Here is a 16,393-nt window from a genome sequence, read left to right as displayed (position 1 = left end):
CCTTTAAATTTTGCCAATGAGGTTAATAAAGACCCCTCTTGCATCATAATCATCATCATTCGTTAAATTGTCATCAAAACGAGAGAAGTTATAACCAATACCCATTTTAAAGTTATCTGTTAGGTGTTTATTAAATGAAATTAATGCGCCGTCTTCCATTTCGTCATATTGTGTATCAACCTTCCAATGATATTGCCCAGTGACATCCCAATTTTTCATAATACGATAAGAAGCGCTAAGACCCGTCAGATAAATTTGGCTGTTGACATCAACAGTAGCACCAGAAGCTCGGTCAAAACGTTCGTATTTATCTTTATAAGCGTATTTAGCACCAAAGTCCCAATGCGCATCCCACGAATAAATTGCTTCTGTTTCGATGATGTGGCTTTCTTCATCAGAATATTCTACGTCTCGATTTAAATTATCAAAATCAACTAAGTAGGTATAGCGTGCTAACAGATTAAGTTTGTCGTTATAAATAGGACGGTAGGCTAAGCCGATGCTTGATTCAATAAATCGCGCTAACATTTCATTGTTTGTTTCATTTTCAGAGCGAGAATAATTAAACTTACCAAATACAGTGTATTCTTCCGTTAAGTGGTGAGTGTAACTATTGGTTGTTACCCACTGCTCTATTTTTTCATTCGTTTCTTCAGTTTCATCTACGCGGTATTCGATCTTATTTTTCAATAAGACATCATCGAGATCGAAACTAACATTAAAGCTCACTGCCTTACGATAAACAATGCCAGTAATGCTATTATCTGGATCATTATTGTATTCAATTTCGCCTTGTTGATAAGCAATACCAATATCTATATCATCGGTAAATTCATTATCAAAGCCAAACGAATCAATGCGCCCTTTGCCATTATTCTCATTAACAAATTGGTTTTCTTGATAGAAATCGACGGTTTGTGTTAATGCTGCTCTCTGACCTAAAATAACGTTATTCTGGTCTTGATAATTATCATCAATATAGGTGACATAAGTCGAGTAATCTTGAGTTACATCATAATTTACCGTTGCTTCTGCAGCATCACCTCGACTGCCCGTGGTATACGCGCCACCTAGCGTTAAATCGTCTAAAACACGGGTTTCTGCACCAAGAGTGATGCTGTCATTATCATCATAAGAATCCGTCGCATCGACAGTAGTTTGCCCCTTAATGTAGACGCTATTTTCGCTGTCCCACAAATATTCTGCTTTGGCTCCAGCCAGTGATCCTGTCCCTGATTCTTTTTGCTGATTCAGCTCTTGAATATGCTTACCTGCCACTGACAGTTTTATATGTTCAGTAACCAAAAATTGCGCTTCAGCTTCAATTTGCTCTGTGTCTGTTTCTAAGGTGCCATCTAGCTCTTTCTCTTCCATCGAGGTAAAACGTGTAGATATTTGAACACGGTCGCTCACTTGTAAGCGAACTTCAGTACCGTAAGACTCTTGCTCTAAATCATCGCTTTGACTTGCATAAGAGTAACCAGCATCTTTAGATTTGTACCAGGCTTTAACGTCATTACCTACTGCCCCAAATAATTCTGGCGCTAAGTCATATAAACTTGCTACACCAAGAACTTGTATATTATTACCTTCACGATCATCCGTATTACCTGATGAAATTGGTGTGAAAGTCAAACCGCCATCAAAAGAGACAAAGTTACTGTCTGCCTGTGTTCCTGTCGTATGACCAAATTCCGTTTTTAAATAGGTACCTTCTGTTGCTCGAAGCGTTAGGTCTGTTGAATACAATTCGTAATCTTGGCTGTCTTTCTCTTCCGTAATATAAGTAGCACCAATACCAATATAATCGTTCGCCCAACCTTTAACTCGGCCACCATAAGCCATTGCATCTTGAGCATCTTTTCCGCGAGGAACATATTCATAGTCAACTGAAAGGTAATTCTCATAACCACCACGTGGAGAGTCATCAATGACCGAACCAAAACTGTCTGAAACAATATCAGATAAAGGACGAGTTAAAATAATTCGGCCTTGATACTCATCAATTTCATAATCTCGACCAGGTTGTAATGGAAGTTCCTTCTCGACAATACCACTGTCTTTATTCATGACTTTTATCATGACTTTATCACTGCCTGGAAGTACTTCACCATGCTGTAGGAAATACAGTGAACCACCAGTACCTAAAAATTCATCATGTGAGTACAAAGAATCAGCTTGTGATGCAAAACCAACAATATTTAAGCGGTCTTCACCATATATAGTGGTTTCTCTTGTTCGATAATCCCCTCTAAAACCATAAAGGCTTCGATTGTAATCACCGTTATCTGTTCCTGTTATTCCTGTATTAAAGTTACCCCATAGGTATTGAGATTTATCATATTGAACATCCAAATACACTTTACCTTTGGTATTGACAACTTTTTGGATATTCGCACCATCGCCATAGTTGCCATACATCATCTCATCATCTCCATCGACAATATCAAAAACAGTTGAACTGTCATTGGCTGCAAATGGATTTTTAAACATGTCTTTTACGGCACTTTCTTTAGTATCGACATGGGCAACAACGCGCAGTTTATCTCCAAATTTACCTTGCCCGAAATAGGCGAGACGCCCTTGGTTATAGATATCTTTAGCATACTGGTCATTAACCTCTAGTGCTCCAGCACTACCACCAACACGATTTGCACCGACATAAAAATCAGCTAGACCTGCTTGCGCATAGTAGGTGTCAGGAATTCGTGCGTACAATGAAAAACGACGCTCTTCACCAGAGTCAAATACGACCGTCGTAGGAAATCGATAAGCGTCAGTTGGTAAGAATATTTCGGCGTAAAGTTTTCCTTCTGTAACATCAAACTCATCTTCTCCAATAATAACTTTATCAACACCATCTAGTCCTGTACCAATAAATTTAGCCAATCCTGATGAGGTTGGAATGTTATGACGCATTAGGGTCGACTTCCCAAAATGACGACCATTATCTTCATCATTTTCATTCTTATCTATCGACAAATCTTTATCTGGACGAACTAAATCAACCACACCAATAGTGGTAACATCCATATTGCCATCTTTATCCCACACTTTAAGTCTAAACAATAATTGCTCGCCAAGCTTAAATTGATAATCCACATCCGTAGAACCATCCCATTCAATATCGGTGCTATTGGCTAAAGTATCACCTTTTTTTATCACTAAAGGCTCTGACAAATGGCGATCAGCGCCTCGATATACTTCTAGCTGCCACGTTTTTATGTAATAACTGTAGTTTGTGTTAACTGAAAAATTCACTGAATTAACTAAACTGCCATCCGAAATTTCAACTTCATCGTTAACGCTTAAATCCAATACTGGATCAAATTTAGTGATATCACGACTTGCCCAAATAGCCCCTTCCTCTAAATAGATGCGAGAGCTGTCTGTTTGTTCATGGGCATCTACTGAAATACCCATACTGTCTGAATCCAACTGCTGTAAATTGTCGGTATTTTTTGCGAGCACCATTATAGGTAATGCGGATAACACGCACACCGTTAACTGACTCTTTTTAAATACGTTCATATATCTCCTAATAACTTCTATTCTTATTTTTATATTGAGTTATTTTTCATCTTTGCTTTGAATACTGAAATTAAATTTTGTCAGTGCGTGCGGTGTTATACGTAACACCTTTGGGTTTTCACTGATAACGGTCATGCCTGTTGGCAATGAATCACTATCAACCTTTACAAGGAATTGTTTGCCTTTTTTATCCAATACCCACTGATCTGGCACGTGATAGCGACCATATTGATCCGTTTCAATAATAATACCTTCAACCGTAAGTAGCCTAACGCCAGGAATACCATCTTCATATAACCCCATATTCTCTATGATAATTTCCCATAAATAATAAGAGCCATCTTTATAGAGATTTCGAGTGATGTTCAGATTTTCTCCGGTTAGGCCCTCTTGACGCTCATCGGTATGGCTTGTGATCACTGAATCATCTTTTTTGAACAGTATATGAGTGCCATCTTCAGTCGTTACCGTAAAATCAAACTTATCTCGAGTGGTGGTTGCAAATTGAAGTACCGCTTTATTGCCTTCAGGTAAGGTTCTGTTTCTAGAAAGCCCAAATAAATGGTCAATAACAATACTTTTATTTATTGGTGCTACTTCTTTTTCAGTAAGCGCCTCTTCTTGGCCTTGAATTTCTAAAGTCGTTGAATTCACGACATAAACGGATGACGGAATATCAGCAGTGATCGTAATATCAAATGCAGTGGCTTCTGCTTGGTAACCATCACCATTATGATCTTCAAACACTTTCCCGATAATTGAAGCGGTATCAAATAGCTTATCAGGGGTTATTTCAACCGTTGCGCTACTCATGTTTGATTTAATTTCTAATGGTCCGCTTGTCATTCCTTCTGCCGGTGTCATGGCATAAGCCGTATTCACATAACTGCCAAATGTGGCACCTACCGTGACTCGCAATAAGTATCGAACACGAACTTTCTCTTGAATTGTTGAACCGCTTGAACCATACGCCAACATATCGCCAATATTGAATGTTAAAACGCTGGTGATGCTTGGGTCTTGGTTGGTAAATACATCATCAAATGTATCAAATTCGCCATCTGGACCACTGTTAGTAATTTCAGTCGAACCTTCAAGGTATTGGAAACCTGATGGGTATCTATCTTCTAGTTTAACGCCTTTAAATTCGGCTTCATTGTGATTTTCAATAATCACTTCATACTCAATAACATCACCTACTTGAGCGCTGTCTTTAAGTGCTCTTTTAGTTACTTGAAGTTCACCTTCATTATCTGCAAACTTCTTAACGTGTATTGTGACGCTGTCTTCTGCTGTTATTCCACTTGGTGTGGTCACCGTAAAAGTGTTAGTAATATCATCATCAAGTCCTTTACCTATTTTACCGACAACGATAATTTCAAAAGCATTACCTTCATAAGCTTTTAGAGTCTGTGTTGAGTTAAGATCTATCGAATCTTGGGTTTCGATAACTGCTGACCCCGGAAACTCAATAACTTTTGCCGTCCACTCAGTAAATAGTGGGTTACCATTAGCCCCTTGAAGCGCTGAAATTTCATCAACTAAGCGTACTCCGGATACATCTGCTGAGCCTCGATTCGTAACACCTAGTGTAAAGGTAATTTCGTCGTCATCATTTGTGTATTCTGCTTTATCTGCGATTTTTTTCACCATTAAAACCACTTCTTCTGGCTTTAACACGGCAGTTGAGTCTATCGTTGTTACGCCATCATCCATACTTGCTGTATTCGAGATGTCGCCCAGAGCATTGGAATTTACAATGCCTTTAACAATAAAATCAATTGTCGCATTTGGTGCTAAATCAACAGTAACATCGATATCTTTCCCTAGCGGCAGTGGATCAATTGTTGTTGTGCTGTATTTATCATTTTGTATGTCATAGTTAATATCCCATGAACTAAACGCATCTTCAGTTGCACCTAAGATTGTCGTTACTTGTAGGTCACTAATGATGTCGATGATCTGTATATTTTGAGCAAAGCTAGCTGCATTATTTACTAAAGTAATATGAAATTCTGCTTCTTCTCCTGCAATGTATTTCGCCTCTTGAGACCCATCTTTTACTGTTTTAATAAAAGAGACATTTTGTGCTGCAGGTTTTAATTCGGCATCATCCGTTACTGTTATGCCATTAAATTCCATTGTGGCGGTATTTTTTATAACACCAGTGGCTTTTACATTCACCTCTCCGCTAACTGTAAATGTCACGGTATCAAGCGGAGCGAGATCAATATTGACCTGAATATCTTCATTAATCGTCGAACTGGTTCGTGTTATAACGGTATCAGAATCATTCGCTTCAACATCTAGAACCCAATGGCTGAATGCTTGCTCTTGTATGCCATCTATCGTTTCTACAGTTAAAGCTGAAATGATGTCGTCTAATTTAATGTCGTCGGCAAAGCCATTGGTGCCATTGGTCACGGTAATAACAAAATCTGATGTTTCACCTGGAACATAGGTCTCAACCGGCGCTTCTTTTAGTAAAGTAACGACTGGAATAATAGGAAGGCTAATCGCTTCTGCGGTTTGAGTAACACCATCCAGTTCAACGGTAACTGTATTTTTAACTTCACCGTGAATCATTGGTAGTAGCTTACCGCTAATGTTAATTTCCAACTCATCGTTTGGAGCAATCTCAATCATTCCATTAATGTCACCGGAAGTAATCGTTGGGATAACCGTATGCCCGGTTAATGAACTTCCAGAAATACTAATAGAAGCGGGATCAAATGCAGTTAATGTATTTCCATCGATTGTTGGGCTTTCAATTGTAGATACAAAATCACTAATCTGGACATCTTTGGCCCATGCTGCAGTCGTATTTGTCACTTTAATGGTATACGTTAATGTATCACCAGCTTCATAGATTGGTTTATCTACTACTTTCGTTACCGTTAATGATGCTTTTTCCGGTGTATAAGTAGCTTCTGCTCTTTTTATTTTGTTTTCAACATCTGTAACATTAACAATATTAGTAATATCCCCCATTGCATCATCGTTTACTTTTCCTTCTAGATGCAGATTGATGATATGTGATGGTGCGATATTGTAATTAACCTCATAGCCATCAGTCCCTGTAACTTCACTGCCTGCTACCATTTGTGATAATGACGGTTCCGCTCCAATAACTGATACATCAGTAATGTCCCACTGTTCAAATGCGCGTCCTTCTCTGGCTTGGCCTGCAAAATCAGTTTTTATTGATTTACTTAGATCGCTAATATTGGCATTAGTTACATAGCCACCACCTGTATTCTCAACTTGAACATCAAACCCAATTGTCTCCCCAGGAACATAAGTAGCCGGAATTTTAGATGCAGTTTTTGTTACGGATAACTCCCCCTTTTCTGGAACAATATAGCCGACATCAACTTGATACTTTGCTCCGTTGACAGTTACCGTGTTTGTAAACTGGCCAATCGCATCTTTTCTGATCACACCATCAATAACAATCTCAACTTCTGTCATGGTTGAATCAGTATTTCTTGCTGCCATTTTTATAACAGAATTAATGTCTCCACTTGTTGGTAAGCTACTGATATCGGTATAACTCGGAGATGAATCATGATCACCATCAGAAATTACACGTGAAGTGATTGACCATGACCCTAAAGCTGGTTGCATAGAGCCGTCTGCTGTTTCAACCATAAATGTAGAGATAGAATCAACAACCGTAACTTCAGTGTTGGTATCAGATTTATTTAATACTCGAATAGTGTATTTAATTGGCTGCCCTGGTGAATAAGTGCTGATATCAGAGGCTTTCATGGCAACTATCTTAGCCGTGCCCGCTGCCAATGTTACATCATTAGAATTTACACCATCTATCTGAGCGGTATTTACTATTGACCCTGTAGCATTATTTGACACCGCTCCTGATATCTCAAACTTCAGGCTGTCCCCAGACATTAAATCAAACGTTGCGTTTAAATCAGATGAACCATCATATTGTCCAGATATAGAAAATCGAGAAGGATCTGGCTGCTCAATAAGATGCACATTACTTGATGTAAATGCATCGATACCATCTGAAGTTTTTAAAGCGCTAACTAAATCTTTTATTACGATATCATTAGCAGTACCTTCACCGTCATTTCGCACCATGACTTCATAAGTCACTTGTCCGCTTGGGTTGTATTGACACCCACTGCCAGTCGTTGACGGAAATGAACACGTATTACTGTCTGATGTTGTGTTAATCACTGTTTTTTCAAATACTAATAAAGGTGCTACTGGTGGAATAGGATCTGTTGTAACTGTGTTATTACCACCTATTGCCGTATTGGCGTCAACAACCCCAACAGCATCTTCACGAATATCACCAGTAATGGTAAAAGTAATCTCTTCCATTGGAGCAATATCTAAGCCATCTGACGCTTTAATATCAAGATCATCTTTAGGATCGTAATCTAAAGGCTTTGTATCAATATCAGCATCCAAACCTGTTGTTACTACATCCGTAATATTGGTGTTGATTAATGCAGGCTCTATCGCCCCACCAATAACTTCTACTTTTAATTCAGAAAGTAAATCTTGAATGATCGTATTATCACGCCAAACAGGTTGAATGTTTTTTACAACAAATTGATATTCTACACTGTCACCCGGCTTATAAGTGTCACCGCTACTATAAGAATTGCCTGCAATTGATATGATCTTTTTAGTAACTTCCAGTCCACTAGGGTCTGAATTAATATGTGATTTTGAAAAACCACTGCCATTATATAAAGGCTTAATTTGAATGGCATCTAAGCTATCGTCACGAATTTGTGATTCCATTACGAAGTCGATCCATCCATTAGGTGCAATAGACACATAAGCCAAATCAATATCTGCATTAACACCACCAACATAGGAACCAATAGAAGTCATCGATTCGCCTGAAGTTGTCGCTGTAACACTCCAACCGTTTGGTTGATATACGATACCTTTCTCGTTATCACCTTGGCCTAAAGCCGTTTGTGCTAATCTCACTTTTAATTCTGAGAACTTCTCAACCAACGATTTGCCATACTCAGTACCATCACCATTATTCTCTAAACGTAAGTGATAATAAACTTTCTGATCATCAACTTGGTGATTATAAGTCGTTTTAACAGCACTAAAGCTGCTATCTGAATAGGCTTTATGTGTTTTCTTAATGACCGAAGGTAGCATAACGGAACGATCAGAACTCACATGAAACCGGCCCGCGATGAGCGCTTCATTTTTAAACTCGCCAACAGCCTTCTCTACTATATGAGCTTTTATTTTATACCTAACAAACGAGCCTAATGGAGTGGCACTTTTTGCAGCTAGATCAAAGGTTGTGTCAATATTCTCGTTATCTTTAACGATTCCCGGATTAGATATTGGACTTCTATCCGTTTCCGTTATGATTTCCCAACGATCAAAAGCAGGACATGTCTGTACACTACCTGTATTGGGGTAATAACAATCTGTTGTTACTGATTGAATCCTGTCAGTAATCGCAACATTATCTAAATGCACTTCATTGTCATTAATAATTTCAATTTGATATTCAACAAATCCCCCCGGTTTATAGCCAGCTAAACCAGAGCTCAACTTAGTAACACCATCAGTATCGTAATAAGCTAAAATGGCTTTTGAATAATCAAATTTTTGAGCATCAGGCTTAGATATGGCACTCACTCGGTCACCATTAACTGATAATATGTTAATAATATCCCCAACAGCTTTAGGGTTTACGGTTGTAGTCACGACATAATCAATGGTCGCACCTGCTGGGATAGATGCTCTTGTATTAATGTCTTTTCCATCTGTTACCGTACCTACTTGGGCATTACCTCCAGTAGAACCACCAGTGACAACTGGGTTTATTGTCCAACCAGACATAAATGCAGGGCCTAAATTACCATCGACAAGCTCAACCTGAACTTTTGATATTTCATCAAGTACAGGAATATCGTAAGCATTACCTTTTCCGTCATTAGTAATAAGCAAATGGTAAGTTAGAGGTTCTCCCGGTTTATAGTTAATCTCATCAACTTCTTTAGAGAAGGTTAAATGAAACTCATTTGGTCGAATCGTTATACCACCAATATCAATATCACCTACGGCATCATCACGAACAATACCTTTTACTGTATATAAAACATAATCACCACCGGCTACATCTATTGTGGTATTAATATTTTTATTATTTTCAACCGTTCCGTCGAGGGTACCATCCGTAGTACCACGACCACCATTAGCATCATCTTTAATTACATCAACAGAGAATACGTTTGTGAATGGGTTTTCTGAAGTACCGTCCATAAGTAGAACGTTCAAACCTAAAATATCCTCAGATACTTTATGGTTATTTAAGTAACCCGTTTTAGAAAGCACTTTGATGGTATAAGTTAATTCATCACCAGGGCTGTAATACTGATTAGGAGAACCATTAACCAACACCTGTCTAATGGTATCAGCACCATTCCAAGTAATTTCATTTTCATGATGTGAAATATGAGATTGTTCTGTCACTTCTCCAAAATCACGATAAACATAAGCATCATTAGGCAGTAAATTCGTTAATGAGCCTGACATTACCGTACCAACGTAATTATCTTTAACCCTAGCCTTAATTTGAAAGGTTTTTACTTCTTGTGGTGCAAGCTCTAATACATCAGATGACCCTATTGCTGGATAAATAAAATCATCCGTATTTTGAGGGCCAAAAGAGGCCTCACCATCAAGTTTTATTTGCCAATAGTCAAAGGGAGACTGGTTTACATCATTTTCAAAATGATCATCTTTATCGTTTGCTAATACCGATTTTATTTGAGTCATTAAATCGGCAACAGTCAGCCTTTTTGCCGTTATCGTCGTACTGTTGTTCAATAATGATATGCTATAGGTAATATCTTCACCAGGAACTACTTTCACTTTATCTGAAGTTTTTAAGATCGATATATTAAATTTTTCTGTTACGGCCCCTTTACCTATTTCTGCCGTTGATGAATGATCCGTACCTGTAGCAGGATCATGGATTTCTACCGTATTTGATATTTCATCTTTCACATAATCGGATTTAACCGTGCCAGTGACTTTATAAACAACATAGCCCATGCCATTATAATCACCAGATGATTCTTTTGGATCAATATCAACTTTAGATTGAATATTTCCACCATCTGGCCACGTTGACTTTATATCAGCATAACTGCCACTCTTAGGGTGTCCTTCTGTACTTGCTTGAATTGTCCAACCTGGTTCAAATACGTCCATGCCAATAATATCATCACTGACATCTACGTCATTGGCATAACCTGCTCCTTTATTGAAAACATAAATATTGAACTCGACAGTTTCTCCAACTTTAAACACATCATTAGGCGTTGTTTTAGTTACCAATACATCCGGATCTTTAGGATGAACCCATGCATTATCACTATTCGACTTTCCATTATCTGGTGTAGAAACTGTGGCAATATTATTAAACTTTCCCCAAACAATTTTATTATCATCAGTACGGTCAATCTGTGCTGTAATCGTATAAATAATGCGTACATTCGGCGGGATTTGTGCTGTTGTATTTAAGTCTTTATTATTCTCGACGATACCTACATCAGTAGCAGCCAAAAGCTCTGCTTCTTCTTGTGATGACAAACCAGAAGCATCAATTACTTCTTTTTCCGTTGCAATTGTCCAAGTAGTAAATACTGGAATTTGAGTATTATCCGGTTCTAATATATCCGCTTGAACACTCGAAATAGGATCTACAATATTTACATTAGTAGCATAACCATTTGATTTTTCATTTTTTAATACAAGTTGATACGTAACTATTGTTGCCGGCTTTGAATATGACGTTTGCTCTCCACTAAAGGTTGCTGCACCATCAATTTTTACCGATTTATTTATAGAAACATTGAAATCTCTTGGTACAGATCCTCTATCTGCGATTGCTTTACCATCAACAATCACCTCATTTGTTATCGTACTATTTGCTGTTGCAATTGTTCTTGCACTTATGGTGTAAGTTATTGTAGTTTTTGGTTCAATTGTCGCTTTTACATCTAAAACATCGGGATAAACAATAGATCCGGAGAGCCCTGTATCTGTTGAGTTTGCAGGGGTTCCATCAATATGCTCCGCGCTTGCTGTAACTGTCCAATAAGAATAAGCGGGAACAGAGTTGCCATAAATATCAGTCACCATAATTGCCGTTAAATCATCAACAACAGAAACTTGATCGGCAAAACCATCGCCGTTATTTGTTACTTTTATAGTATAAGTAAGCAATTGACCTGATGAATAATAATAAGAATCGACATCTTTTGTTACCGATAAACTGTCATCAGGCATTTCAACCCCAGTACCATCTTCTATGACATCATCGGTACAGCTTGGATCATTATCAATAATAATCCCAACGCTAGTGTCATTGACCGTAGCTGTCAGTTTATAGATAACCTTTTTACCGGGAGCGACATCGGGTGAAACAACTACATCCCCCGTTCCTGACGCTGTAAATTTACCCGCATCTGTTCCTTGATTATCACTGCCATCAGTAACTTCTAACTTCCATGATTTAAAAGCACTTGCCGAGCCTGCACCACCCGCTTGCTCTGTTTTAATACATGATAATTTATCGACAACAATCAAATTGTTAGCAAAGTACTTACTTGACGTATTTTCAACCGTAATGTCATAAACCACCTCACCGCCTGGGGTATACTGACTTTGTGATGTCGATTTAGTGATTTTAATTTCTGGGTCGGCAGTTTGTAGCACTTTTTCAGCATTAATCGGAGTCGTAATTTGGCTCACCGAGCTAGCTAAAGACCCATCAGATTTTAAGGCTTTTGCGGTTAAATTCTTAATTTCACCGATAGTTACAGGTGTGATTGTTGCTGAAATCAAATAATCAATTGTCTCACCAGGATATACAGAAACCACATCATCAAATGCTGTATCTGTTAATTCACCACTGTTATTAAGAGCCGATACTGAATTGCTACCAATAGTATTTACTTTAGATACCCAAGAATTATATGGGTTTCCTTGTACGTCAATCTGATCAAAATTAAGCTCATTTAAATCGTTACCTAAAGTTGCTAACAATGCGGCAATATTATGTTGAACATGATAGTTATGAACAATACCACCGCCGGTATTTTCAACACTAAGATGAACTTTCATTTCGCCATTAACCAAATAAGGCGTTGTATTTTCAAATTCATGATTTGTAATGGTCAACTCACCAATAATTGGTGGCGTTGTGAGTTGGTTACTACTTAGGTTCCCTTCTTTGGTTACTGAGTCAGCAGAAGTGACAATGTCACCGACCAAAGTACCAATAACAGCAGCTTTGATTGTGTAGGTTATGCTTCCACTAACATCAAGAGTAGCATCACTAACAGCAAGATCTCCTTGTGAAACAAAAGTACCAGTTTCACTGTCTGCTCCACTTTTTTTTGCTGTGATAGAAGCCGATGAAAATGGAGAAACTAAATTGCCATCAATAGATTCAACCGCTAAAGAGGAAAACAATTGGTTAATGGCTAGGTGCTGTACTTTATAACTGCCTGTATTTTCGGCTTTTAATGTATAAGTTAATAGATCATTTAATGCGTATTGGCTTTTATCGACAGAAAGAGTCAATGTATATTCATAAGGTGCGGGTGTGATTATTTGTGTATTTGAATCAATATTTTCGGATGATGAAGTTACATTTGCTTGAATGGAAATATCAGTAATAGCGGTATCTGAAACTCTTGCTAAAACAGTGTAAGTTAACACACCACCCTGTTGTAATTTGGCATTGCTAACCATAAGGTCACCCGACGAACTAAAATCCCCTTTATTAGAGAACCAAGTAGCAGAGCCTGAAATTTCCGTCGATTGAAAAGCGGGTTCAGACCCTGACATTGTAGACAGAAAATCTGCCGAGACAGTAATATCATTAATTGTATTTAGAGATGAGTTGGTAATTGTTATCTGATAGGCAACAATTTCATTATTTTGGTATACAGGGTCATTCACCTTTACTTCAATCGCTAAGTCTGCCGAAAGTACAGAAGTAGAAAAGAATAAACTGGTAAATAACACCAGTAACTTATTAAATAAATTGTAGCTAAATCGAGAAATAAACATACTTATCAATAAACTCATCAAATCAAACTGTCAAAATGTTAATACCAGAACAAACTCACTATAGAGTAAATAGTCAATTTAATGACATGGTAACGTTAAGTTCTGTTCATATTAAATTAATACATGTAACATTTGTGAGAATGAGTTAACAAAAGTTTATTCGTGAGATCTATTCCCCATGTTTTTTTATTTTTCTTAAATTATCATTTACAAAGTAAATAAGTATCAGAAATTCATTAATTCAGTTAATAAAAAGGTGACTTAAAGCCTCCTTTTTATTCGTGTTACCAATTACCAAGTTTTGAATTTAGCTGGGTTTGATCCAGCTTCGAAACAACCTATTCAAGTTTGTTACTGGCTAAATCAGTATCGCGAGCTTGAGTTGTTCCTTCACGAGATACTCATGAATTGCTTCAATATTTTTCCTATATCCGCACTTACTATATGCTGCTCTTCCGATGTAGAAGCGATTTCAGCTTGTTTAACGGTGTGAACTGTCATCATCAGTAGTTACATATGGATTAAATAATATTGGTTACTTTCACGGCGGTTTATAAGAAATCACCATAGCGATACCCTAACAAAGTCATAGAGCTCTATAACTTCCCTTTACTCTTGTGACTTTGCCGCTAAAATAGCGTTTTTGATTTTTTAAAGGATTCACGCTATGTCCATCCAATGGTTCCCTGGTCACATGCATAAAGCACAAAAAGAGATCGCAGAAGTGATCCCTAAAATGGATGTGATCATCGAAGTACTTGATGCTCGTATCCCTTTCAGTAGTGAGAATCCGATGATCGCCTCTCTACGCCAAGATAAGCCTTGTATTAAAGTTTTGAACAAGCGTGATTTAGCAGATCCTGAAGTGACTCAACTTTGGATTGAACACCTTGAGAAAGAGCAAGGCGTTACAGCAATGGCAGTGACAACCAGTAACCCTGATGAAATCCATAAAATCATGGAAAGATGTCGTAAGCTGGTTCCTCACCGTGAAGCGATGGGAAAAAACGTTCGCACCATGATTATGGGTATTCCGAACGTAGGTAAATCAACCATCATTAATACCTTAGCCGGACGTATGATTGCAGTAACCGGTAACCAACCTGCCGTAACTCGTCGTCAACAGCGCATCAACTTACAAAACGGGGTCGTTCTTTCTGATACTCCTGGTATTTTATGGCCTAAAGTTGAAAATCCACACAGTGGCTTCCGTCTTGCTGCCACTGGTGCAGTTAAAGATACAGCAATGGATTACGATGAAGTGGCTTTCTATACTGTTGAGTATTTAGCAAAACAGTACCCAGAGCGTTTAAAAGAGCGTTACAACTTAGATGACTTACCGGATAACGATTTAGAGTTAATGGAAGCGATTGGTCGTAGTCGTGGTTGCTTGCAAGCTGGCGGACGAATTAATATCTATAAAGCGTCTGAAATTCTGCTTCATGAACTTCGTTCTGGCACATTAGGTCAATTGACTCTAGAGCTTCCAGACATGATCCCTGCTGAACTTGAAGCCGTTGAAATTGCAGCAGCGCTTAAAGTTGAACAACAAATTAAGAAAAAAGAAGAACGTCGTAAGCGTTACTTGAAAAACAAACGTTAATTCTTTTTAAACATATATATAAAAAGAGAGGTTAACCAATAAGTTAACCTCTCTTTTTTTATTCTTATTACTGAACCTATTACTCTTCAATAAGTAAACTTAATAACACACCTTCCAACTGATCCCAAGGTAACAGCTGAGTATCAATCACTTCTAATTTTGATTCCATGCCATCGATACTAAGTAAATTGACAGAAACAACACCATTAGCAACATTGAATGCATAAAAACCTTTGTTCGTGTTCATCACCGCTTTAACACGCTCAGCAGTCAGTGCTGAAAGCATTGAAAATAGTTCATCAAAATCAAATACCGACTCGGCTCCAAAGAACCAGCCACAGCTGACATAACCCTGTCCTTTATTTTCTTTACGGCAGAATTTTTGGCCCGGTTCTAATACCATTTCCACAATATCTTGTTCAGCATGATGGTGATGGTGCTCTTCAATAACTAACTCAGTCGTTCGCTCTTCATCTAACCACTGTAAAGGCAATTCACCATGGTTAATGGTGGTTGATTTTGGTTGATGTGGTAACGATTTAGCCCAAGAATGAAATAAACATTCATCATCATCTGTCGTCATGTCCATTTTAGTCCCGACAACGACATCAGAAATATTCAGTTGGTCATTAAAGTTTTGATTACTCGTATACTTCTCATCAGAGAGATTTCGAGGATCAACAAGGCCAAGTGTTGCTTTTAAATCAATGTAATTCTTATAGTTTTCTGACTGTAAAATTGCCAATATTTTTTTAGGATGACCTAAGCCCGTTGGTTCAATAATCAAGCGGTCTGGTTTTTGTCTTAAGAGTGCATTAATTCCAACCGACATTGGTAAACCTGCAGTACAACACATACAACCGCCAGGCACCTCTTTCACCATTGCACCACTTTCCGTTAAGAAAGCACCATCAATACCAACTTCACCAAATTCATTGACTAAAACAGCCCAAGACTCTTCTTCTGGTTTGTTTTTTAACAGCTGTAATATTGTGGTGGTTTTACCGACACCAAGGAAGCCGGTAATAATATTAGTTGGTATTTTTTTCATCATATTACTCTTTATTAGTACAATCTTTTTTTATGATACCTCTAGTGTGTCTCATGATACTAATTATTTTAGAAAACTTATCTATTAACTTATAAAATCAA

General features: G+C 37.9%; 3 protein-coding genes and 2 pseudogenes. 1 reads left to right on the top strand and 4 read right to left on the bottom strand.

Features of this window, described 5'->3' with window-relative positions; genetic code table 11:
- Positions 1-3: 3 nt before the first annotated feature.
- Positions 4-3,531: a hypothetical protein gene (locus tag ED622_RS09055; protein ID WP_122033573.1), complete on the bottom strand. Its 3,528-nt coding sequence runs from the start codon at positions 3,529-3,531 to the stop codon at positions 4-6.
- 39 nt (positions 3,532-3,570) lie between these two features.
- On the bottom strand, positions 3,571-13,638 hold the full coding sequence (locus tag ED622_RS09050) for a DUF11 domain-containing protein (protein ID WP_122033572.1): 10,068 nt from the start codon (positions 13,636-13,638) through the stop codon (positions 3,571-3,573).
- 667 nt (positions 13,639-14,305) lie between these two features.
- Between ED622_RS09050 and ylqF the strand changes: the two genes are divergently transcribed.
- On the top strand, positions 14,306-15,241 hold the full coding sequence (gene ylqF / locus ED622_RS09045) for a ribosome biogenesis GTPase YlqF (protein WP_122033571.1): 936 nt from the start codon (positions 14,306-14,308) through the stop codon (positions 15,239-15,241).
- Between the two features lie 79 nt (positions 15,242-15,320).
- Here the strand turns inward: ylqF and ED622_RS20160 are convergent.
- Together ED622_RS20160 and ED622_RS20155 are read right to left on the bottom strand one after the other, a co-directional pair.
- A pseudogene (locus ED622_RS20160) lies at positions 15,321-15,749 on the bottom strand (GTP-binding protein); the annotation flags it as partial.
- A gap of 74 nt (positions 15,750-15,823) precedes the next feature.
- Positions 15,824-16,295: pseudogene (locus ED622_RS20155) on the bottom strand (GTP-binding protein); the annotation flags it as partial.
- Positions 16,296-16,393: the final 98 nt, after the last annotated feature.

The sequence above is a fragment of the Aliivibrio sp. EL58 genome (assembly GCF_900312675.1).
In the GTDB taxonomy this organism is placed as follows: Bacteria; Pseudomonadota; Gammaproteobacteria; order Enterobacterales; family Vibrionaceae; genus Aliivibrio.
Note: the sequence above shows the minus strand (reverse complement) of the source record. Positions and strands in the feature narration are given on the sequence as shown.

Excerpts from the sequence above, each read along its gene's own strand:
- ED622_RS09055 (WP_122033573.1), bottom strand. The coding sequence starts at position 3,531 with ATGAACGTATTTAAAAAGAGTCAGTTAACGGTGTGCGTGTTATCCGCA.
- ED622_RS09050 (WP_122033572.1), bottom strand. The coding sequence starts at position 13,638 with ATGTTTATTTCTCGATTTAGCTACAATTTATTTAATAAGTTACTGGTG.
- ylqF (WP_122033571.1), top strand. The coding sequence starts at position 14,306 with ATGTCCATCCAATGGTTCCCTGGTCACATGCATAAAGCACAAAAAGAG.